The organism is Caballeronia sp. NK8 (assembly GCF_018408855.1).
Taxonomy (GTDB): Bacteria; Pseudomonadota; Gammaproteobacteria; order Burkholderiales; family Burkholderiaceae; genus Caballeronia.
This window is the reverse complement of the sequence record NZ_AP024327.1, coordinates 644,285-665,796: the sequence shown is the minus strand read 5'-3', so window position 1 is coordinate 665,796 and position 21,512 is coordinate 644,285. Positions and strand designations below refer to the sequence as shown.

General features: G+C 62.9%; 19 protein-coding genes. 16 read left to right on the top strand and 3 right to left on the bottom strand.

Features of this window, described 5'->3' with window-relative positions:
- Positions 1-23 precede the first annotated feature (23 nt).
- The 6 genes from NK8_RS40710 to asnB all read left to right on the top strand — a co-directional run bounded on the left by NK8_RS40710 (position 24) and on the right by asnB (position 6,555).
- Positions 24-470: an NUDIX domain-containing protein gene (locus tag NK8_RS40710; RefSeq protein WP_213234278.1), complete on the top strand. Its 447-nt coding sequence runs from the start codon at positions 24-26 to the stop codon at positions 468-470.
- A gap of 208 nt (positions 471-678) precedes the next feature.
- On the top strand, positions 679-807 hold the full coding sequence (locus NK8_RS43530; RefSeq protein ID WP_301549928.1) for a hypothetical protein: 129 nt from the start codon (positions 679-681) through the stop codon (positions 805-807).
- A 431-nt stretch (positions 808-1,238) separates the two neighbouring features.
- A complete protein-coding gene (locus NK8_RS40705) occupies positions 1,239-1,427 on the top strand; it encodes a hypothetical protein (protein ID WP_162069408.1) in 189 nt (62 codons plus the stop codon).
- Between the two features lie 313 nt (positions 1,428-1,740).
- Complete coding sequence (locus NK8_RS40700; protein WP_213234277.1) at positions 1,741-3,111, top strand: hypothetical protein; 1,371 nt, start codon at positions 1,741-1,743, stop codon at positions 3,109-3,111.
- A 243-nt stretch (positions 3,112-3,354) separates the two neighbouring features.
- Entirely contained in the window at positions 3,355-4,488 is a 1,134-nt protein-coding gene (locus tag NK8_RS40695) for a glycosyltransferase (protein WP_213234276.1), read from the top strand.
- Positions 4,489-4,533: 45 nt separating this feature from the next.
- On the top strand, positions 4,534-6,555 hold the full coding sequence (asnB, locus tag NK8_RS40690; protein WP_213234275.1) for an asparagine synthase (glutamine-hydrolyzing): 2,022 nt from the start codon (positions 4,534-4,536) through the stop codon (positions 6,553-6,555).
- On the opposite strand, the gene NK8_RS40685 is transcribed toward asnB, so the two are convergent.
- Complete coding sequence (locus NK8_RS40685; RefSeq protein WP_213234274.1) at positions 6,489-6,803, bottom strand: hypothetical protein; 315 nt, start codon at positions 6,801-6,803, stop codon at positions 6,489-6,491. The genes asnB and NK8_RS40685 overlap by 67 nt on opposite strands.
- Positions 6,800-7,318: a hypothetical protein gene (locus NK8_RS40680; RefSeq protein ID WP_213234273.1), complete on the bottom strand. Its 519-nt coding sequence runs from the start codon at positions 7,316-7,318 to the stop codon at positions 6,800-6,802. Before NK8_RS40680 ends, NK8_RS40685 begins: the two co-directional genes overlap by 4 nt.
- A 250-nt stretch (positions 7,319-7,568) precedes the next feature.
- On the opposite strand from NK8_RS40680, the gene NK8_RS40675 reads away from it, so the two are divergent.
- The gene (locus tag NK8_RS40675; protein WP_213234272.1) at positions 7,569-7,859 is read left to right on the top strand and encodes a hypothetical protein; all 291 of its coding nucleotides are present in this window, start codon (positions 7,569-7,571) and stop codon (positions 7,857-7,859) included.
- 138 nt (positions 7,860-7,997) lie between these two features.
- Here NK8_RS40675 and NK8_RS40670 read toward each other — a convergent pair whose 3' ends face one another.
- Positions 7,998-9,122, bottom strand: coding sequence for a glycosyltransferase (locus NK8_RS40670; protein WP_162069401.1), 1,125 nt, complete (start codon positions 9,120-9,122; stop codon positions 7,998-8,000).
- Positions 9,123-9,906: 784 nt separating this feature from the next.
- Between NK8_RS40670 and NK8_RS40665 the strand changes: the two genes are divergently transcribed.
- The 9 genes from NK8_RS40665 to NK8_RS40625 all read left to right on the top strand — a co-directional run bounded on the left by NK8_RS40665 (position 9,907) and on the right by NK8_RS40625 (position 21,417).
- Positions 9,907-12,144 carry a polysaccharide biosynthesis tyrosine autokinase gene (locus NK8_RS40665; RefSeq protein WP_162069400.1) on the top strand — a complete coding sequence of 746 codons (2,238 nt, stop codon included), beginning with the start codon at positions 9,907-9,909 and terminating at the stop codon, positions 12,142-12,144.
- A 98-nt stretch (positions 12,145-12,242) separates the two neighbouring features.
- Positions 12,243-13,520: a Vi polysaccharide biosynthesis UDP-N-acetylglucosamine C-6 dehydrogenase TviB gene (gene tviB, locus NK8_RS40660; protein ID WP_213234271.1), complete on the top strand. Its 1,278-nt coding sequence runs from the start codon at positions 12,243-12,245 to the stop codon at positions 13,518-13,520.
- A 120-nt stretch (positions 13,521-13,640) separates the two neighbouring features.
- Positions 13,641-14,852, top strand: coding sequence for a glycosyltransferase family 4 protein (locus NK8_RS40655; RefSeq protein ID WP_213234270.1), 1,212 nt, complete (start codon positions 13,641-13,643; stop codon positions 14,850-14,852).
- Complete coding sequence (locus tag NK8_RS40650; protein ID WP_162069397.1) at positions 14,845-15,915, top strand: SDR family oxidoreductase; 1,071 nt, start codon at positions 14,845-14,847, stop codon at positions 15,913-15,915. The genes NK8_RS40655 and NK8_RS40650 overlap by 8 nt, the downstream gene beginning before the upstream one ends.
- Positions 15,912-17,078, top strand: coding sequence for a glycosyltransferase family 4 protein (locus NK8_RS40645; protein WP_213234269.1), 1,167 nt, complete (start codon positions 15,912-15,914; stop codon positions 17,076-17,078). Before NK8_RS40650 ends, NK8_RS40645 begins: the two co-directional genes overlap by 4 nt.
- Positions 17,079-17,088: 10 nt before the next feature.
- Positions 17,089-18,252 (top strand): glycosyltransferase family 4 protein, encoded by a 1,164-nt coding sequence (locus tag NK8_RS40640; RefSeq protein WP_213234268.1) that lies wholly within the window; start codon positions 17,089-17,091, stop codon positions 18,250-18,252.
- Complete coding sequence (locus NK8_RS40635; RefSeq protein ID WP_213234267.1) at positions 18,252-19,271, top strand: hypothetical protein; 1,020 nt, start codon at positions 18,252-18,254, stop codon at positions 19,269-19,271. The genes NK8_RS40640 and NK8_RS40635 overlap by 1 nt, the downstream gene beginning before the upstream one ends.
- 44 nt (positions 19,272-19,315) lie before the next feature.
- On the top strand, positions 19,316-20,401 hold the full coding sequence (locus NK8_RS40630) for an EpsG family protein (protein WP_225936660.1): 1,086 nt from the start codon (positions 19,316-19,318) through the stop codon (positions 20,399-20,401).
- A 5-nt stretch (positions 20,402-20,406) separates the two neighbouring features.
- Entirely contained in the window at positions 20,407-21,417 is a 1,011-nt protein-coding gene (locus NK8_RS40625; RefSeq protein ID WP_162069393.1) for a polysaccharide deacetylase family protein, read from the top strand.
- Positions 21,418-21,512 lie beyond the last annotated feature (95 nt).

The following is a 21,512-nucleotide window of genomic DNA, read 5'->3' as shown; positions in this document are numbered from 1 at the left end:
TCGGGTGCATCACGGAGACGGGGATGAGAGATCGAGCGACAGTGCTGCTGGTACGTCACCAGTCAGTGCTTCTGGTTCGGGAGCGCGGCGGTCCGTGGCTGCTTCCGGGCGGGACAGTAGGACATGAAGAATTGACCATCGTTGCAGCGATCCGGGCGCTGCACGAAGACACCGGCGTCGCGGCGAGCGCCGCAGCCTTCCTGTTTCAGCAGCCTTCGGCGCATCACTTGCACCATGTGTTTCGCATCGCGATACCGGACGACGCGCAACCGCGTCCGGAAGCGGGCGGCCGGTTTCGCGACCTGTCATGGGTCGAGGCGTCGCAACTGGCTCACCTCGGCACCACGCCGGGCACGCGGGCCATTCTGAATCGCGCGATCGGCGGCAGCGCGCGCGACACGCGGTCGGCGTGGAGTCACAACGGCGCGCAACAGGATGTCTCGACGGGAACTGGCAGGCGCTGGCGCTGACATGAGCTGATATAGACGACCGGACCATCCCCCTTCTCGTCTGCCGAAAAGGGGCGAGCGCGTATTTCGCTGCGAAATGAATACTTTTTCGGCGAAGTTGCGCCTATGCTACCGATGGAGCGGCCGCTGGCGCCCGTTGTACGATCCGACGAATCGCCGCGAAGCGTGAGCACGGCTGCATTCGCCCTTTCGGATGGCGGAGGAAACCATGAAGCTCGTCAGCATGTTCGCCGGCACGGTCGGCTTCGTCGCCGTGATCAGCCTTTCGCTGTTGGCGGTAGCGGACATTCTCTTGACGTCCTCGGACAAAGAGGCGGAGGGAGAACGGATCGCCTGAATCAGGGTGTTTCGAGTAGCAACTGAAACTCTTCGAGAAATGGGCTTGCGGCTGTCTAACATACGTCCATATCGGACGTAATTCATTCCGGTCGCGCAATCTCCCTTTCGAAAACCTGTAAGGGATTAAAAGCCCGTATCGGTTTCCGAGACCGGGCTGATCTCGCGGCATCGCGGAGTCATCGACGAAACCCCGACGCGATTGGCCACGGCCCTCGTTCGGTCAGCGGAACAGAGGTGCTTTCACCCTTCTGTTCAGGGCTTTGCACCGATGAGCGCCGTCTGAAAATCATACATGGTGACCATCGCACGGAAAATTGGCGGATTCGCTGTGTGATAGAATTAGTAATAAACAAAAAATTCTTTCCGTCAAAACTTTCAGCGGCGTGTTTTATCAAAAGCTTGATATAACACGGCAAGCGCGGAGGAAGCATGTCTGTGGTCGGTGTCATCGGCGCAATTGTCTTTTTCGCAATAATCGGTCTGGCATTGCTGGCCGTGCTCGAAATCATATTCGCGCCGTCCTCAAAACATAAGGCAGACGAAGAGGCGGGTCACAGGCGGCCCACGTGGTATCGCAAGTGGCGCGAGGTCGCCGTGCGCCGCGACGAAGCACCCTGATTCGTCGTATTTTCTTCGTCCGATCAAAAGCTTAGGCATTTCCCCGATAGCGGCGACGAGCCACCCGGGCACGCCGTCTCCGGCACAGCCGTTCAAATCTCCTCGCATTAATTAGCTGTCGCAACTGTGTGCGATAGCGCACCGCACGCACTTTCCCCAGACTTTAGTCTTTCTTCGCCGGCACCATGTGAAAGGACTTTTCATCACTTCAATAAACGCCGGCTCACAACACATATATAAAGGCAGTTAAGCATTTAGCTAAGGACGGCAAGTCGGTCGACTGGCAAAACTGCCGCTGTCTGAGGGACACAAAATGGCGCAACCCGCATATCCTCCCGTGCTGCAGTGGTGGACGCGCATCGAGAAACGGCTCTACGACGAAGTCGACGACGCGTCGCGCGACAGCACGCCTGCGCGCGCTTCGCTCGTCGTGCTGTACGACGGACACGAGAACATCGAAGCGCTGTGGAAGACGTTGCTGCAATGCCGGACCCCGCATCTACAGATCGTCTGGAAGTCACCGGAGTCGGGCGAAATGCGCCTGCTCGCGGAATCGTATGTCGCGATTCCGGAGAAGCTGTTCTTCCTGAAGTCGCTTCAGACGAGTCTGCAGCGCGTCTCCGTTCTCATCGAGCGGGCGCAGCGGCGTCTCGATGCCGCCGCGTCGCCGTATGCGTTTCCGCTCGTGAGCGCCAAGGCGCAGCCGGCGCATCTGTCGGGACTTACGTCGGCATGGTTCGCGCTGCGGCATCTCGGCCGCAAGGTGCTGAACCAGCCGCTCAAGCTGCTCGTGCAGCGCGGCCACTGGGTGCTGGCTTACCGGCGCACCGACACGCCCGTCGAGCTGCGCGCCGATAGCAGCGCCGATAACAGCGCCGACGACGACGCCAGTCGCAACTGGGTCACGCTGCCCGGCATGCCGACGCAGTTCCACGCCGATCCCTTTCTGTGGCGCGGCAAGAACGGCGACTATCACCTGTTCTTCGAAAGCCTGCCTTACGACACGAATCGCGGCGTGATCAGCCATATCGCGTTCGATCCGGCCACGCAGAAGTGGCAGGAAACGCCGCGCGTGGTGCTCGATCGCAACTATCACCTGTCGTATCCGTTTCTGTTCGAGCATGACGGCGAGATTTTCATGATTCCGGAGACATGCGGCAACCGCACGATCGAGATGTACCGGGCAGCCTCGTTTCCGACCGAGTGGGAATTGCACAAGGTGGTCATGCGCGATGTCGTCGCGGCGGATACCACGCTTCATTACGACGGCAAGACCTGGTGGATGTTCACGAGCATCACGGAAGAGGGCGGATCGAACTGGGACGAACTGTCGATCTTCCATTCCGACAGCCCGTTCGGGGAATGGACCGCTCATCCGATGAATCCGGTCGTCTCCGATTGCCGCCTTGCGCGCATGGCCGGCAACCTGTTCAAGGATGCGCAAAACCGCCTGATTCGCCCCGCGCAGAACTGCGAACGCGAATATGGCGCCGCGCTGACGTTCCGCGAGATCACCGAGCTCACGACGACGACTTACGCCGAGAAGACCTTGTCGGTGCGCAATCCGCCGCGCGGCCGTCAGGGGCTGCATACGTGGAATGCGGTCGGCGCGATCACGGTCATCGATATGAAAACTCAGCTTCGCAAATGGAATCCGTGGCGCGGCGCGATGAGGCGCGCCTGACGCGGAGCGCGCCCGACGCCCCGCGCGCGCCGGCAAGCAAGCCGGCGTGTGGGGCGTCGAACAGTGCGTGCCGGGGCGCCGGCATACATTGATGACTCGCCGGAAACCGCGACACCCCGATTCCTCCGGCGAGGCAGCCCATCAACATAAAAACACACCCGTCAGCACGAGCATTGCCGCCAGCGACGCGCGCGTCGGTTGCCTGGGGACGGGGCCTATCGCAGAAAACCGGCAGCCGGGACCATGAAGCTTCTCCATGTCATCGTTGCGCTCAATGCGGACGGCGCTGAACGCATGCTTCAGCGCCTGATCGAGTCGCATATCGAACACCCGCGATTTCGTCACGTCGTCTGCTCGCTCACGACGACCGGCAAAATCGGCGAAGAACTCGCCGCGCGCGGCATCGAGGTGCACAGCCTCGGCATGCGTTCGCCGCTCGGCTTTCCGCGCGCGTTGTGGCAGCTCGTGAAACTGATTCGCGAGGTGCGCCCCGACATCATCCAGACGTGGATGTATCACGCCGATTTTCTCGGCGGCCTGGCAGGCCGGCTCGCGGCGCACAAGCGCATCGTCTGGGGCGTGCGAACCACCGATGTCCGCTCGGGCGGCTCGCGCGTGACCGTGCTGCTGCGCAAGATCTGCGCGTGGCTTTCGTACTACGTGCCGCAGACCATCGTGTGCGCGGCGGAGGCGTCGCGCCGGGCGCATGTGTCGGTGGGTTACGACGCGAGCCGCATGATGGTGGTGCCGAACGGCTTCGACGTCGCGCGCCTGAGCGCCACGCCCGAGCAACGCAGCGCGATCCGCGAGCAATGCGGATTCGACGCGGGCTCGGTCGTCGTCGGCGTTCTGGGGCGCTTCCATCCGGTGAAGGATCATCAGAATTTCGTGCGCGCGGCGGGCATGCTGGCCGCGCGCCATCCCGACGTGCGTTTCATGCTGGTCGGACGCGATCTCGACGCGAACAATCGCGAACTCGCGGACTGGATCGCGCAGACGGGATTCGCGTCGCGCTTCGTGCTGCTCGGCGAGCGGCGCGACGTGCCCGCGTGTCTGTCAGCGATGGACGTGTTTTGCCTGTCTTCGCGCACCGAGGGATTCCCGAATGTCGTCGGAGAAGCGATGGCGATGGCCGTGCCGTGCGTCGTCACCGACGTCGGCGATGCTGCCATGCTCGTCGCGAATACGGGTGTCGTCGTCGCGAAGGAAAACGCAGACGCGCTCGCGGCCGGACTCGCGCGCGTCGTCGACATGGCGCCCGACGAACGCATCCGTCTCGGCCAGCTGGCGAAGGCGCGCATCCACGCCGAATTCACAATGATGCGCGCGCGCGAGCGTTTCGAAGATATCTACCTGCGGCTCGTCGAAGAAAAGTGAGCATCGCATAAGCGTGGCCTCTGGCCGATCTGAAGGAGAACGAACATGTGCGGTATCGTCGGCTTTCTGGGTGGGCGCGGCGTCAGGCCGGGCGACTCGAAGACAGTGGTCCGGAAGATGGCGCACGCCATCGCCTATCGCGGACCCGACGACGCGGGCGACTGGACCGATGATCTGCGCGGCATCGCGCTCGGACATCGCCGGCTGGCGATTCTCGATCTCTCGGCGGCCGGGCATCAGCCGATGTCGTCGGGCAGCGGGCGGTACGTCATCGTCTTCAATGGCGAGATCTACAACCATCTCGATCTGCGCGAAGAACTCGAGGATGCGCAACGCGCGCCCGTCTGGCGCGGCAGTTCCGACACCGAAACGCTGATGGCCGGCTTCGACGCGTGGGGCATTCAGGCGACGATCGAGCGCGCGGTCGGCATGTTCGCGTTCGCCGCGTGGGACCGGCAGGAATGCCAGCTCACGCTCGCCCGCGACCGGATCGGCGAAAAGCCGCTTTACTACGGCTGGCAGGGACAGGGCGAGGAAGCCGCGTTCGTGTTTGGCTCCGAGCTGAAGGCGCTGCGCGAGCATCCGTCGTTCGAAAACAATGTCGATCGCGGCGCGCTCACATTGCAGATCCGCCACGGTTGCGTGCCCGCGCCGTATTCCATCTTCGAAGGCATCCACAAACTCGAACCGGGCAAGATGCTTTCGGTGTCGCTCGAACGGCGTGAGCCGCGCATCTGGTCCTACTGGTCCGGCGTCGAGGCGGCGGTCAACGGCGCCGCGCGTGGCTTCGCGGGCAGCCCCGAGGATGCCGTCGAAGAACTGGAGCATTTGCTCAGCGATGCGATCCGCCAGCAGATGCTCGCCGACGTGCCGCTCGGCGCGTTCCTGTCGGGCGGCGTGGATTCATCGACGATCGTCGCGCTGATGCAGAAGCAGTCGTCGCGTCCGGTCAAGACGTTCACGATCGGCTTCAACGAAAGCGACTTCGACGAGGCCAAGCTCGCGAAGGCCGTCTCGACGCACCTCGGCACCGAACACACGGAACTGTACGTGACCGCGCGCGAAGCGCTCGACGTGATCCCGCGCCTGCCCGAACTCTACGACGAGCCGTTCGCCGATTCGTCGCAAGTGCCGACGTTTCTCGTCTCGCAACTGGCGAAGCAGCATGTGACCGTCTCGCTGTCCGGCGATGCCGGCGACGAACTCTTCTGCGGCTATCAGCGCTACCGCACTGCGCCGGACATGTGGGACAAGATGACGGTCCTGCCGGCGTCATTGCGCAAGCTGGCGGCGTCGGGCATCGTCGGGATTTCGCCGAAGCGCTGGAACAGCATGGCGGGTCTCATGGAGCCGATCCTGCCGTCGTCGCTGCGCGGCGTGAAGGTCGGCGACAAGCTGCACAAGGGCGCGCAACTGCTGTCGTGCCGCTCGCGCGACGAGGTGTATCTGCATCTCATGTCGCAATGGAACGATCCGGCCGCGCTCGTGATCGGCGGCCACCAGCCGCCCACGCTGATGACCGGCAATGCGCCGGCCTTCACCGGTCTCGACGACGTGCAGCGCATGATGGCGCTCGACATGATCACCTATCTGCCCGACGACATCCTCACCAAAGTCGATCGCGCCGCGATGGGCGTCTCGCTCGAAACGCGCGTGCCGTTCCTCGATCATCGGGTCGTGGAATTCGCGTGGCGGCTGCCGCAATCGATGAAGGTGCGCGACGGACAGACCAAGTGGGCGCTGCGTCAGGTGCTGTATCGCCATGTGCCGCGGGAGATGATCGAGCGGCCCAAGCAGGGCTTCGGCGTGCCGATCACGCACTGGCTGCGCGGCGAGTTGCGCGACTGGGCGGAAGCCTTGCTCGATGCGTCGCGGTTGCGTCGCGAAGGTTTCTTCGATGCGACGATCGTGCGCGCTAAGTGGCAGCAGCATCTGTCGGGCGAGCAGAACTGGCATCGTCAGTTGTGGAACGTGCTGATGTTCCAGCAGTGGCTGGAACATCAGCAGGCGTCGTCGATTCCGCTCTTCACGTCACGCGCGGACGATCTCGCCGGCGTCGCAGGTTGACGCGCATCGGCTGATTGAGAACGCCCCGCGCGTTGTACGGCACCCCAAAAGTTGGACACCGATCCAACCTTTGGGGTGTTTTTCATGGCGAAGTACAGCGAAAGCTGCACGCGATTCCCTACCGTGCGCTCCATGTCGCAATGTACGACAGGCAGTGAAGCGCGCAACGCGATGAGATCGGCTTCCGCTGTCACCGGGTAGCCATGAGCCTGATGCACGCGCTCGATAATGTTCAGTTGTGCGCTCATGCAGACTCCGGCCCGAAGTTGCGCACGCGCATGAGCAGATGAATCGCGCGTCGCGTCATTTCCGACATCGCTGTCTGTATTGCCTTCAAGTGGAAGCGCTGCGCATTCCGGCCGCTCTCCGCGAGCGCCGCGTCGATTTTCCCGATCAGGTCGGCGGCTGCGTCATAGAGTTTTTCTGCGCACTGGACGTAACCGCGTTGCGCAAGCTCTGCTTCCACTGCCGCAGTCTCTCTGGCCCGATGCCCTGATGTGATTTCGTGATATGCGGCCATTCGTGCGTCGACGATCGTGCGCAGTTCGCCAAGCGCGTTTCCGATCTGATCGGCGCTCGCGCCGGACGGATGGCGCATCTGATCTTCACGTTCGCGGATTACATCGACTGTTTGCTGAAGCGTGGCGAACAGAACCCGCATGGCTGCGCCACGCGCGGTGAGCGCCCAGGGCGCGGAGTGCGCGAGGTGAAGCCGCGTCGAGGAAACATCGGACGCGGCCGCTGTGTCTACATGAAATCGCATCGGTTCTCCTGTTCCTGGTGCGACACGACCTGCTCGCAAATCGTCCATATTCGCTGGAAAGAATAGGTAGGACTATGCGGATTGATGGCCGCCGTCCAAGGATCGTATTTCGATTCCTTCAAAACGCAATAATATGGAATCCATAATGATATCGATGTATCAGAGCAACCGGGTTGACCAATACAGAGCCCGCCGATACCGTCTCCCGAACCTGACGGCACGCTCGCCGTCAGCGCCTGGGCGCCCGTCGGTGGATCAGCCCCATCGTCGTCGTGTGGGGAATGAGCACGGCTCTGACCTTCTTTGCGCAAAACGTGACGCATTTGCCTTTTCGTCGGTCGTCGCCGGTCCGATGTCCGACTGGGTCGTCCAGCACGTGCATATCGCAAGCTTAGACGGCTGGTGGTGGCCCTTCGCGATCGAAGGCGTGCCGACCATCTCGCTCGGTTGCCTGTCCTTCGTCATCCTGGTCGATTCGCCTTCCGAGGCGAAATACGTATGGAGCGTGAGGATACGTTACATCGCCGCGTTGTTCTTTTAAGACCTATCCTATTTTCTATTGCCGCCCGTCAGCTCCTCTCGGGCGGCGTCTGAAAAGCAAAGGCCCCGATCGATCCGACCGGGGCCTTTTTCATGGTGCGAGTCTCCGGCGCGCGCGCCGAAAATACAACGCTTCGGATTACTTGTGATGCGTCTGCTCGGGGACTGCGGCGGTCACGATGCCCTGGCTGCTCACGAGCCAGCGCGGCGTCTTGAACCGGACGATCGCTGTATACAGCCAGACATAGGCGACGGCGAACACGACCGCGGTCACCGCGAGCGCCACCGGGTTGTGCCAGAAAAGCGACGCCGGCACGATACCGATCATGCTCAGCACCCACAGATACGGCGACGTGCGCGCGTTCCGGCGCTGACGCTGGCGCGGGTCCGTGCCTTTGCGCACGACGCGCTTGAAGATCAGCGTATGCAGGTGAATGCCGTCCGGCGCGCCGACCGGACGGCCGCGCACGATCCGGCGACGGTAGATCGAGAACAGCGTTTCGAAGGCCGGATAGATCGCGACGACGATCGCGTACCACGCACAGACGTTCGGATGCCGCGCGACCAGCAGCACGAGCAGTTCAGCGATCGTGAAGCCGATGAAGTAAGCACCGCCATCGCCGAGGAAAATCGACGCAGCCGGATAATTCCAGATCGCGAAACCGCCGATTGCGCCGATCATCGTGAGCGCGGTGCTCATCACGAGCAGGTCGCCGACTTCATGCGCGACATAACCGATCGAACCGAAAATCAGAATTGCCACGACGGCAGCGAGTCCGTTGAAACCGTCGATGATATTGACCGCGTTGGTGAGCCCCGCCACCGCAATGACCGTCAGTCCGATCGCAATGGGCGCGACCGCGAGAATCGGATCGACGAGCGGCAGATCCACCCGGCCGATCACGCCGTTGAGCAGGAACGCGCCCAGCAGCGCCGCCAGCATGGCGCTCAGCAGACGGGCCCGGACGCTCACGCGCTTGGTCAGATCCTCGATCACGCCGCTTCCGAACGCGGGCAGAGCGCAAAGCAGCAGCAGCAGCGACTCGCTGCGCGGATTGCCGCCGAAAAGCGCACCGATGGGGAAGGTCACGCAGGCCGCAACCATCAGTGCAATGCCGCCGATTCTGGGAACCGGATGAGAATGATTCTTTTGAACCCCGTTCAAATCATGATCCAGGGAGAGCGCCCCGTAGCGCCCCGCGAATCGAACAATCAATAGCGTCATGCAGAAAGAACTGATGAAGCCAAGCGCAAGGTTTAACATTTTTTTCACTCACGAAGAGGGCGCATCTCTTTTCGAATATCAAAACCCGAAAGCGTATGGTAGGTACAACCCCTGTCATTGTCCACGGATTTATGGCGGTTTAATGTGTGAAACCGAGCTAACTGCGATTATATTGGGACTTCCCCCGATTATTCATACAAACGGGGTTTTAAAATCTCATAAAGACGCGGTTCGTATTTAAACTTCTTCAAATACGACTTCTGAAGTTCGCGGGTGTCGGTGCGCAAACCCACCTTCGCACGCATTTTCCCGTTGGGGACGGTACTTTTCTGCCGCGGCTGAAGGGCTATCGGCCGCTCTCTGCCGCCAGGGGCGGCGGCGAGCGCCGGCGCGGCACGGCGACAATATGTCCGGAAACCGGTTGCCGGCGATACCGGCTTTCTTCATAGAATTAGCAATCCGATTAACAGCGATTATATGTGCGGTGCCGCGCATACAACAAGGGGCGCTGTGATATTTTGCGATTTGTTCAAATGGCCCGCATAGTCAATAAATTCTTAAAAGCGAGGTAGTGAACACTCGTCCGGGTTGAAAGGTTCGTTAAACAACAAAAATCGTCTGTTGGAATTTCTCTTTTTTTGAGTCGTGTGTTTCAATACGACTGCAATGCCGGGGCGGGATTTTAACGGCCCTGAATGCAGTCCGAAATTCATCAATAAAGTAATGGTGTTTGCGCTCCGTTCGGGGCGCACCGCTGGTGTTTCGATCCGCATCCGGTGCGCAGCGCGCTCCGGTCCCATAAGAGCCTGTAACGAGACGTTCCATGAAAGTTAAAAATCAGGCGTCAGCCGTAACGGCCGAGTCCGACAACGAGATCGAGCTCACCTCGATTCTCGAAACGCTGGGCCGTCACTGGAAGATGATCGCCACGACCGTTGCGGTCGTATTCAGCCTCGGGGTGGTGTACGCGTTCTTCTCTTCGCCGATCTACCAGGCCGGCATGCTCGTCAAGGTGGACGACACGAGCAACGCGCCGCCTACCGACGCGCGCGACATGGTGAGAAGTGCCGCAGCGATGTTCGATCAGCGCGCGACGGCCGAAGGCGAAATTCAGGTCATCGGTTCGAAGTTCGTGCTGGGTCCCGTCGTCGATGCGCTCAAGCTGTATATCCAGGCCGCGCCGCATCGCTTCCCGATCATCGGCGGCATGGTCGCGCGCATGAGCGACGAAACGTCCACGCCGGGCATTTTCGGCCGGGGCGGCTACGCGTGGGGTACCGAGTCGATCGACGTTTCGGCGTTCGACGTGCCGAAGAAGTTCGAAGGCAAGGAATACACGCTGCGCTATCTCGGCAACGGCCAGTATCAGGTGCGCGGCCCGGGCGTCGAAACCGGCGTCGGAGGGCAGATCGGCGCCGTGCAGCGCTTCGACACCGTCGATGGTCCGATCTCCCTGCTGGTGAGCTTCATCCACGGCGAGAAGGGTGTCGAGTTCGATCTGACGCGCAATTCGCGTACGTACGCCATCGACCGGCTGCAGAACTCGCTCCTGATCGCGGAGCAGGGCAACAAGTCGGGCGTGATCAGCACGTCGCTGGAAGGCAAGGATCCGGTGCTCGTGGCGGCGACGATCAACGAGCTTTCGCAGATGTATCTGCGCCAGAACGCCGATCGCCGCGGGATCAACGCTGCGAAGTCGCTCGAGTATCTCGAACAGCAGCTTCCTGACGCCAAGCGTCAGATGGAAACGGCGGAAGACAATTACAACGCGTATCGCAACAGTCGCACGCTGTTCAATCCGGACGAGGAAGGCCGCATCGTGATGCAGCAGGCTTCCCAGGCGGATGCCCAGCTGCTCGACCTGCGCCGTCGCCGTTCGGACCTGGCGAGCCACTTTTCGGCTGCGCATCCGAGCGTGGTCGTGATCGACCAGCAGATCGCGGCGACTGAAAAGTACATCGGCGACCTGGCGGCGCGCGTCAAGGCGATGCCGGCGGCCGAGCAGGGCGCGCTGCGTCTGCAACGCGACGTGCGCGTCAGCACCGATGTCTATTCGGCCCTGCGCAACAACATCGAAACGATGCGTCTGATCCGTGCCGGCCGCGTGCCGACCGTGGAACTGCTCGATCGCGCCGAAGTGCCCGAGCGCGCGGTCAAGCCGGTCAAGGCGCTCGTGCTCGTGATCGCGGCTGGCCTGGGGTTGTTCATCGGCATCGTGCTGGCGTTCGCTCGCGACTTCCTGTTCAAGGGCGTGCTCGATCCGAAGGAACTGGAATCGAAGACGGGTCTTTCGGTGTTCGCGACCATTCCGGACAGCGAACGTCAGAAGGAACTGGCGAAGCGCATCGCCGACAAGAGGCCGGAACAGCTCGCGCTCGCCTCGCGTTACCCGACCGATCCGGCCGTGGAAGGGCTGCGCATGATGCGCTCGTCGCTGCACTACGCGCTGATGGACGCGCCGAACAACGTCGTGATGCTGGCCGGCCCGCTGCCGGGCATCGGCAAGTCGTTCGTATCGGCGAATCTGGCGACGCTGCTGGCCGCCGGCGGCAAGCGCGTGCTGCTCGTCGACTGCGACCTGCGCCGCGGCCACCTGAACCAGTACTTCGGCCTGCCGCGCGGCAAGGGGCTCGTGGATATCGTCAACGGCTCCAGCTCGCTCGATGATGCCGTGCATCGCTCGGTGCTGAACAACCTCGACTTCGTGCAGTGCGGCTTCTATCCGCCGGACCCGGCCGAACTGCTTCTGTCGAGCGCGTTCACGGATGCGGTGAGCCGCGCGTCGGCGGAATACGACATCGTGCTGCTCGATGCACCGGCGATCCTGGCGGTGTCGGACACGGCGATCATGGCGCCCGTCGCAGGCTCCATCTTCCTCGTGGCGCGTTATGGGGATACGCGCTCCGGTGAGATCTCGGAGTCGGTCAAGCGGCTGGAACAGTCGGGTGCGAGTGTCACCGGCGTGCTGCTGAACGGCTTCAAGGTTCACTACGGCAATTACGCCCAGGCACGCCAGTACGGCGGCTACGCCTACGCCGCCTACAAGGCCGACAAGGAATAACCAGAGACTGAATCATCCAGCGTGCAGCCACGCTGGAGCATTAATCAAAAAGTTCTACTAAACAAACGTCCTGAGTTGTATAACGAGGAGAATCACACATGTTCTCGCCGCAAGAGTTGAAAATCGGCATTGTGGGTCTGGGCTACGTCGGTCTGCCGCTCGCAGTGGAATTCGGCAAGCGTCATCCGGTGGTCGGATTCGACATCAACCGCGCGCGCATCAACGCGTTGAAGGAAGGCCGCGACGTCACGCTCGAAGTCGACGACGCCGAGCTGGCCTCCGCCACGCTCATGCAGTACAGCGCGGAAGTCGAAGATCTGAAGAATTGCACCGTCTTCATCGCCACCGTGCCGACGCCGATCGATCACTACAAGCGTCCGGACCTTTCGCCGCTGATCGGCGCGTCGACGACCATCGGCAGCGTGCTCAAGAAGGGCGACGTCGTCATCTATGAATCGACCGTTTATCCCGGCGCGACCGAAGAAGAGTGCGTGCCGGTGCTCGAGAAGATGTCGGGTCTGAAGTTCAACGAGGACTTCTTCGTGGGCTACAGCCCGGAGCGGATCAATCCGGGCGACAAGTCGCACCGTCTGCCGGACATCAAGAAGGTCACGTCCGGCTCGACGCCCGAAGTGGCCGATTTCGTCGACGGGCTGTATCGCGGGATCATCACGGCGGGCACGCACAAGGCGAGCAGCATTCGTGTGGCCGAGGCGGCCAAGGTGATCGAGAACACGCAGCGCGACGTCAACATCGCGCTGATCAACGAGCTTTCGATCATCTTCAACAAGATGAATATCGATACCGAATCCGTGCTGCTCGCGGCCGGCACGAAGTGGAACTTCATCCCGTTCCGTCCGGGCCTCGTCGGCGGCCACTGCATCGGCGTGGACCCGTACTACCTGACGCACAAGGCGCAGGCGATCGGCTATCACCCGGAGATCATCCTCGCAGGGCGGCGTCTGAACGACAGCATGGGCAACTACGTCGTCTCGCAGCTCGTGAAGACCATGACCAAGCGCGATATCTCCATCTCGGGGGCGCGCGTGCTGATCATGGGCCTCACCTTCAAGGAGAACTGCCCGGACCTGCGCAACACGCGCGTGGTCGACATCATCGCCGACCTCAAGGAATACGGCGTCCAGGTGGACGTGTACGACCCGTGGGTGTCGAAGGAAGAGGCGCATCACGAGTACGGCATCGACCCGATCGATCAGCCCGCCAAGGGCGTCTACGACGCGATCGTGCTGGCCGTGGCGCACCGCCAGTTCGCCGATGAAGGCGCGGACGGGATTCACGCCTACGGCAAGACGAAGCACGTGCTGTGCGACCTCAAGTACATCCTGCCGGCCGAGGCAAGCGACATGCGTCTCTGAGGCCCGGTGGCATCGGTGGGATGGGCTGCCGATGCAACCGTCGCACAACATCGCCGCGGTTCGGCTCCCGGGATCCGGGGGCTGCCCGCGGCGATGCCAACCGGACGTTCGGAGTTCGCAATGAAGATGCCCAAGGTAGTTCTGTACGCCAACACCGATTGGTATCTATTTAATTTTAGGCTTTCGTTCGCTCGCAAACTGCGCGACGCGGGTTTCGAGGTCATTCTGTTGTCACCCGACGGCGAATACGGCCCGAAGCTGCGCGATCTCGGTTTTCGCTGGCACGCGGTGCCGATGAACCGTCGCAGCCTGAATCCGCTCCGCGAGCTGGCGCTGGTGCTGTGGCTCGCGCGCTTCTTCCGGCGCGAAAAACCGCAGCTCGTGCACGGTTTCACGATCAAGAGCGCGGTGTACGGCTCGTTCGCGAGCAAGCTCGCAGGCGTGCCCGCGCGCGTGAACGCGGTGGCGGGGATGGGTTACGTCTTCACGAGCCGCGACCTCAAGGCGCGTATCCTGAAGCCGGTCGTGCGGCAGGTGATGCGCTCGGCGCTGAATGGCCGCGACAGCCTTCTCGTCCTGCAGAATCCGGACGACATCAAGCTGTTCGAAGCCGCGCGCATCGTCGAGAAGAAGGCGATCCGGCTCATCAAGGGATCGGGTGTCGATCTGACGCGCTTCAAGGTGCGCGAAGAATCGGCCGACGATGCGACCAGGCCGCTGCGCATCCTGCTCGCGGCGCGGCTCGTGTGGGACAAGGGCATCCAGGAATACGTGGAGGCGGCGCGCATGCTGCGCAAAGAGAATCGCACCGTGCGCTTCCTCCTCGCGGGCTCGCCCGATGACGGCAATCCGGCGTCGGTGAGCACCGCGATGGTGCAGGGATGGGTGAAGGAAGGGCTGGTCGAATGGCTCGGTCATGTGAGCGACATGCCGAAGCTGTTCACGGAAGTGGACGTGATGGTGCTGCCGAGCTATCGCGAGGGCTTGCCCAAAGCGCTGATCGAAGCCGCTGGCTGCGCGCTGCCGCTGATCACGACGGATGCGCCGGGCTGCCGCGAAGTGGTGAGCGAATCGGGCGTGGATGGCTTGCAGGTGCCGGTGCGCGACGCTCGCGCGCTCGCCGACGCGATCCGCCAGCTCGACGATGACCGCGCGCTCGCGAGAACGCTCGGCCTCGCCGCGCGGGACAAGGCGCTGAAGAATTTCGACGAACGCATCGTCATCGAGAAGACGCTCGCCGTGTATCGCGAGCTGGTGCCCTCGATCGCGATCGAAGGCGAGCGCCGCGAGCATGCCGCGCCCGTCGGTAATCTTGGAGACTTTCATGTCTGACCGTTACGAATCGATCCGTCAGCAACTGACGCGCACGCCGCGCAAGTGGCTGATCACCGGTGTCGCCGGGTTCATCGGCTCGAATCTGCTCGAAGCGCTCCTGAAGCTCGACCAGGAAGTCGTCGGGCTCGATAACTTCGCGACCGGCCATCAGCGCAATCTGGACGAAGTGCGCTCGCTCGTGACGCCCGCGCAATGGAACCGCTTCAGCTTCATCGAAGGCGATATCCGCAATCTCGACGATTGCCGCGCCGCGGTGAAGGGCGCCGCGCACGTGCTGCACGAAGCCGCGCTCGGCTCGGTGCCGCGCTCGGTGAACGACCCGATCACGACGCACGAAGTCAATATCAGCGGCTTTCTGAACATGCTGGTCGCCGCGCGCGACGCGAAAGTGGAAAGCTTCACCTACGCCGCGTCCAGTTCAACCTATGGCGACCATCCCGGCCTGCCGAAAGTCGAGGATCGCATCGGCCAGCCGCTGTCGCCGTATGCGGTGACGAAGTACGCGAACGAGCTGTACGCCTCGGTGTTCGCGCGCACGTATGGCCTGAACGCGATCGGCCTGCGCTACTTCAACGTGTTCGGCAAGCGTCAGGACCCGGACGGCGCGTATGCGGCGGTGATCCCGAAGTGGACGGCCGCGCTGATCGACGACGAACAGGTGACCATTAACGGCGACGGCGAGACGAGCCGCGATTTCTGCTTCATCGACAACGTCGTGCAGATGAACATCCTCGCTGCGATGTCCGATGAAGCGGCCCGCAATCAGGTCTACAACGTCGCGGTCGGCGACCGCACGACGCTCAATCAGCTTTATGACGGCCTGAAGCGCGTGCTCGCCGAAAACGGCGTGCCGAACGACGGCAGCCCGGTGTACGCGCCGTTCCGCGCCGGCGACGTGCGCCATTCGCAGGCCAATGTCGACAAGGCCGCGCAACTGCTCGGCTACGCGCACGCGATTCCGCTCGCCGACGGCCTCGCGATCGCGATGCCGTGGTACATCCGCTTCCTGTCGGGGCGGCGCGTACCGGCCGAAGCCGAAATGGCGACGAGGACCGCATGAAAATCGTCGTTTTCATCTACTCGATGCACGGCGGCGGCGCGGAGCGCGTCACCGCCAATCTCGCGAACGAGTGGGCGGCGCTCGGCTGGGAGGTGACCGTCGTCACGCTGACGGCAGGTGTGGGCGACGTCTATCCGTTCCATCCGGGCGTGAAGCGCATCGAGCTGGGTCTCGCGGGCGGCGTCGAGGGCGGCGGCATCGTCCGCACGGCGCTGTCGAACCTGAAGCGCGTGATGGCGTTCCGCAAGGTGTTGCGCGAGGTCAAGCCGACGGTCGCGCTGGGCGTCATGGCGACTGCCAACGTGCTCGCGGTGCTCGCGGGCATCGGCCTGCCGTACAAGATCATCGCGAGCGAGCACACGCATCCGCCGCGCGCGCCGCTCACGCCGTTCTGGGAGCGCCTGCGGCTTCTGACCTATCGCTTCGCGGACAAGGTCGTCGCGCTCACCGACGAAACCCGCGAATGGATCGAAACGCATTGCCGCTGCACCGACGTGAAAGTGATTCCGCCGCCGTTCACGCTGCCGATCGCGCGCACGAATCCAGTCATCGAACCGCGCAGCGTCATTGGCGACGAGCGGCGCGTGCTGCTCGCGGTCGGCCGGCTGTCGCCCGAGAAGGGCTTCGACAGCCTGATCGACGCGTTCAGGAAGATCGCCGGCGCGCTGCCGCAATGGGATCTCGTGATCGTCGGCGAAGGCCAGGCGCGTCCGAGCCTCGAACGCCGTGTCGACGAGGCGAAGCTCAATGCCCGCGTGTTCCTGCCGGGCCGCGCCGGCAACGTCGCGGACTGGTACGAGCGTGCGGACCTCTACGTGCTGAGCTCGCACTTCGAAGGCTTTTCGATGACGCTCGTCGAAGCGATGGCGAGCGGCTGCGCGGCCGTCAGCTACGACTGCGATTCCGGCCCGCGCGTGATCGTCACGCACGGCACGAACGGTCTGCTCGTGAATCCGGTCGGCGATGCGAGCGCGCTCGCGAAGTCGCTCGAAGCGCTGATGAAGGACGACGCCGAGCGCCATCGCATGGCGCTGTGCGCGACGTCCGTCAACGAGACTTTCGCGCTGCCGAAAACCATCGCGCTCTGGCAGGAAGTGTTCGAAGAGTCCGGTGTGACGATGCCGCGCCGCGCAGACCTGCGCGTGCCCGCGGTCGAGCGATAAGGAGCCGACGATGAAAATCATGCTCGTCGTCAGTTCGATGGGAAGCGGCGGCGCGGAGCGCGTGGCGGCATCGCTCGTCAATGCGTGGGCGCAGCGCGGCGACACCGTCACGCTCGTCATCACGTACAGCGGCCGTGGCGCGTGCTTCTATCCGCTCGCGGAAAACGTGCGCTGCATCTTTCTCGCCGATCGCGTGAAGGCCGGCGCGCGCATGCTGCAATATCCCGCGCGGTTTCGCGCGCTGCGTGCCCTGATTCGCGAGAGCGAACCGGATGTCGTCGTGTCGTTTCTGTCGAACGTGAATATCACGACGCTGCTCGCCACGCGCGGAATGGGCATTCCGGTCATCGCGTGCGAGCACATCGATCCTTCCGCCGATGGCCGCTCCGCGCTGGTGCGCCAGATGTGCCGCTTCGTCTATCCGAGCGCCGATCTGCTCACGCTTCTGACGGACAACATGGAAGCGTCGTTCAGGAAGATGGTGCCGCGCGTGAAGCGCATCGAAGTGGTGCCCAATCCGCTGCCGGACGAATTGCTGCTGTTGCCGCCCGAGACGGTGGGAAAGAGCGCGCGCAGGCGGCTCGTCGCGGTGGGGCGTCTGAATACGCAAAAGCAGTTCGATTTGCTGATCGACGTCTTCGCGACGCTCGCGCCCGAGTTTCCGGACTGGGACTTGTGGATCTGGGGCGAAGGCCCGGAGCGCGCGGTGCTCGAAGCGCAGATCGCGCAGTCGAAGATGGGCGAGCGCGTGCTGATGCCCGGCAAGACGACGACGCCGTGGGAAGAGATGGCGCGCTCCGATGCGTTCGTGCTGTCGTCGCGCTACGAAGGCCTGCCGATGGCGATGCTCGAAGGCATGGCGCTCGGGCTCGCGACCGTCGCGTTCGATTGCAAGAGCGGCCCGCGCGAACTGACGCGCGACGGCCAGGACGGGCTGCTCGTGCCGCCCGGCGACAAGGCCGCGCTGATCGACGCCTTGCGGCGCGTGATGTCGGACGAAGCGCTGCGGGCCGAACTCGGACGCAAGGCGGCGGCCTCGGTGCGGCAACGCTATTCGTCGGCGGCGATCCTGCGTCAGTGGGACGGCATCTTCGCGCAACTCGGCGCGCGCACGCGCGGCGACGAAGGCAAGGGCACGGCTTATCGACGCACTGTCGCGGGGGAAAAAGCGTAATGGTCGGCCGCCGACGCGTGATCCACTCTCTGTTGATGGGCGCCGTGGCCGGCGGCGCGGGCGCGCTCGGCCTCGGCGCGCGCGCGGCCGAACGGCGCGATGTCGTGACCGACAAGTCGTTCGGCGTGAAGGGCGACGGCAAGACCAACGACCGCGTCGCGCTGCAGACCGCCATCGACCGGTCGGTCGATCAGACGCTCGTGATCACGGGCCGGTGCCGCATCGACGACAAGGGCCTCGATCTGCGCCGCAACAGCCATGTGCGTTTCGCGCCGGGCGCGTCGATCAAGCTGCTGGCGCACAACACGTCCTTCTATTCGATCTTTCGCCTCTGGGACGTGAGCAACGTGATCGTCGAGAACGCGGTGCTCGACGGCAGCAAGGAACTGAACGCCGCCAAGCCGGAGCTGCGCGAGAACGGCCACGGCATGGGCTTTTCGATCGCGGGCAGCACCGAGGTGACGCTGATCGCGCCGAAGACGGTCGGATGCTGGGGCGACGGCATCTATATCGCCAACAGCTACAACGTGCCGTTCAAGTACAGCAGCGGCATTCGCGTGGTGAATCATCATGCGGACCGCTGCCGCCGGCAGGGCGTGTCGATCATCAGCGGGCGCAATATCGTGTTCGAGAGTCCGCTTTGGGAGAACATCGGCGGGACGCAGCCGGAAGCGGGCCTCGACGCGGAGCCGAACAGCAACGCCGATATTCTGGAAAACATCCGCATCGTCAATCCGACGACCCGCAATTGCCGGTACGGCATCATCGTCTGGCTGGAGGAGATCGTGGGGCCGATGCCCAAGCACATCGATATCGGCATCACGAATCATCGCGACGAAGGCGCGAGCGATGCCGCGTTCGCTGTTTCATCGCTCAAGCTGAACGGGCGCAAGGTGTCTGGGCAGATCGTCAGCCATTCGCCGACGTGGGTCGGCTCGCGGCTCGCTCATGTCGAGAGCATCGACTATGACAAGGCAGGACCGAAGATCGTCGTCAACAACCTGCGGCTCGTGCCATGAAGCCGCGCGTAACACACTATAACTAAAGCGACCAAGGCCAAGCGATGCAAGCAACGACAATGGACAACACCGCGCAGCAGAAGGCACCCGCGAGGCGCGTGACAGGATTCGCGTATTTCATGACGCCTTCGGGATGGGCGTTTCTGGTGCTCGCGACCGCCGCGATCTCGATCCTGGCGTTTCGCGAGCGCAGCGTCGGTCTGATTTTCGACCAGGAAGCGTACATCAATTATTTCCGCTCGACGGACTGGCACTGGCTCGTGCAGTTCTACCGGAACCGCGAGTCGGATATGGGCTTTCTCATCAGCCTCATCACCGAGGAGCTGGGCTGGCGCTCGTGGGTCATTTTGCTCAACGCGTTCGGCGTGTCGCCCGAAGGCGGCATCCGGACCACGGTGGTGCTGCTCAATCTGATCGTGATGTATGCGCTGTTGCAGACGCGCCGGCCGCTCATCGGGCTCGTGCTGTGGCTCGTGATTCCGTATGCGCTCGCCACGGTCGGGCTGTTCCAGATTCGCCAGGGCTTCGGGCTCGCGATCGCGATGCTGTTCGCCTGCCGCTTCAACCGGCCGACGCTCGGCATGGGCCTCGCGAGCTTCGTGCACACGACCTTCGCGGTGCCCACGGCGTTCCTTCTGACTGCTGGCCTCTTCGGCGAAAAGAAGGCGCGCGCGCTGGTCGCGGTCAGCGTGGTGGCGGTCGTGCTGGCGTCGGCGGCGCGCTTCCTGTTCGCGACTTACGGCGGACGGCGTATCGACGAATACACCGGCTATCAGGAAAACTTCACGATCAAGCTGCTGGCGCTCCTGCTGTTCTATACGATGGCCTCCGTCATGGTGCTGTACTCGACGTGGCGCTCGCCCGATACGGCCCGTCAGAACAGCCTCACGCGCGTGTCGATGATGCACGTCGGTCTGTTCGTGTATCTGGTCGTCGCGTTCTTCGTGTTTCCGTTCGCCAAGGGCCGCGTCTGGTATTGCGTGCCCTTGCTGCTGCCGTTCCTCGCGCCCGAGATCAAGCTCAAGAACGCAGCCGTTCTCGTCATCACCTTCGGCGTGTTCGTGGCCGTCGCCGCCGACGCAACGAAGAGTTATTTCGAAGGCGTCTACCACTACTTCCTGATGCTCTGACGACGATGTCCTACTTCCTGATTTCGCTCGATTTCGAACTGATGTGGGGCGTGCGCGACCATCGCACGATCGCGACATACGGCAAGAACATCCTCGGCGTGCGCGAGGCGATTCCGGCCATGCTCGCGATGTTCTCGAAGTATCGCGTGAAGTCGACCTGGGCGACGGTCGGCATGCTGCTCTACGACAACAAGAAGGAACTGCTCGCGAATCTGCCCGACATCCGTCCGACTTATACCGATGCGAAGCTCAGCCCGTATGCGGACGGTTATCTCGATTCGATCGGCGCCGACGAGAAAAGCGATCCGTACCACTATGGGCTGTCGCTTGCGCGCCAGATCGTCGATACGGAAGGCAGCGAGCTGGCGAGCCATACGTTCTGCCATTACTACTGTCTCGAAGCGGGTCAGGACAAGGCGCAATTCGCCGCCGATATGGAAGCGTCGGTCGCATCGATCCGGCGTCTGGCCGATCCGCCCGCAAGCATCGTGTTTCCGCGCAATCAGGTGAATGGCGCGTATCTCTCCGTTTGCAGGGAGCAGGGGCTCGTCGCATATCGCGGCACCGAGCGTAGCTGGATGTACCGCGAAACATCGCGTGCGGACGAAGCAGCGGTGCGCCGCGCCGCGCGTCTCGCCGATGCGTACATCAATCTCTCGGGCGACCACGCGTTCGATCCGCGCCCGTCGCACGGTCTCGTCGATGTGCGTTCGAGCCGTTTCCTGCGTCCGTACGCGCGCAACAAGGCCGCGCTCGAATGGCTGCGCATCCACCGGATCAAGCAGTCGATGACCTCGGCGGCGCGCACGGGACGGTCCTTTCATCTGTGGTGGCATCCGCATAACTTCGGCGCGAATCTTGCCGAAAACCTCGCGGTGCTCGAGGCGATTCTGAAGCACCAGATGCATCTGAGAGAAACCTACGGCATGCAGCCCGCGACCATGGCAGAAGTTGCGCGGGCGACGCAGTCCGAAGATAGCCGGCTTGCGGAAATGGAGTTCGGGTTGTTCGTTTGATGCGACACACATAGCAACAAGACCCTAGATAACGAGCGGTACGCTCGCGCGGCACAGTGGCGACATGCCATTGCGCCGCGCCTTTGCGTGCACGC

Coding starts and splice junctions, on each gene's coding strand:
- NK8_RS43530 (WP_301549928.1), top strand. CDS start 679: ATGAAGCTCGTCAGCATGTTCGCCGGCACGGTCGGCTTCGTCGCCGTG.
- NK8_RS40665 (WP_162069400.1), top strand. CDS start 9,907: ATGAAAGTTAAAAATCAGGCGTCAGCCGTAACGGCCGAGTCCGACAAC.
- asnB (WP_213234275.1), top strand. CDS start 4,534: ATGTGCGGTATCGTCGGCTTTCTGGGTGGGCGCGGCGTCAGGCCGGGC.
- NK8_RS40655 (WP_213234270.1), top strand. CDS start 13,641: ATGAAGATGCCCAAGGTAGTTCTGTACGCCAACACCGATTGGTATCTA.
- NK8_RS40695 (WP_213234276.1), top strand. CDS start 3,355: ATGAAGCTTCTCCATGTCATCGTTGCGCTCAATGCGGACGGCGCTGAA.
- tviB (WP_213234271.1), top strand. CDS start 12,243: ATGTTCTCGCCGCAAGAGTTGAAAATCGGCATTGTGGGTCTGGGCTAC.
- NK8_RS40710 (WP_213234278.1), top strand. CDS start 24: ATGAGAGATCGAGCGACAGTGCTGCTGGTACGTCACCAGTCAGTGCTT.
- NK8_RS40650 (WP_162069397.1), top strand. CDS start 14,845: ATGTCTGACCGTTACGAATCGATCCGTCAGCAACTGACGCGCACGCCG.
- NK8_RS40700 (WP_213234277.1), top strand. CDS start 1,741: ATGGCGCAACCCGCATATCCTCCCGTGCTGCAGTGGTGGACGCGCATC.
- NK8_RS40625 (WP_162069393.1), top strand. CDS start 20,407: ATGTCCTACTTCCTGATTTCGCTCGATTTCGAACTGATGTGGGGCGTG.
- NK8_RS40645 (WP_213234269.1), top strand. CDS start 15,912: ATGAAAATCGTCGTTTTCATCTACTCGATGCACGGCGGCGGCGCGGAG.
- NK8_RS40680 (WP_213234273.1), bottom strand. CDS start 7,318: ATGCGATTTCATGTAGACACAGCGGCCGCGTCCGATGTTTCCTCGACG.
- NK8_RS40670 (WP_162069401.1), bottom strand. CDS start 9,122: ATGTTAAACCTTGCGCTTGGCTTCATCAGTTCTTTCTGCATGACGCTA.
- NK8_RS40705 (WP_162069408.1), top strand. CDS start 1,239: ATGTCTGTGGTCGGTGTCATCGGCGCAATTGTCTTTTTCGCAATAATC.
- NK8_RS40630 (WP_225936660.1), top strand. CDS start 19,316: ATGCAAGCAACGACAATGGACAACACCGCGCAGCAGAAGGCACCCGCG.
- NK8_RS40635 (WP_213234267.1), top strand. CDS start 18,252: ATGGTCGGCCGCCGACGCGTGATCCACTCTCTGTTGATGGGCGCCGTG.
- NK8_RS40685 (WP_213234274.1), bottom strand. CDS start 6,803: ATGAGCGCACAACTGAACATTATCGAGCGCGTGCATCAGGCTCATGGC.
- NK8_RS40640 (WP_213234268.1), top strand. CDS start 17,089: ATGAAAATCATGCTCGTCGTCAGTTCGATGGGAAGCGGCGGCGCGGAG.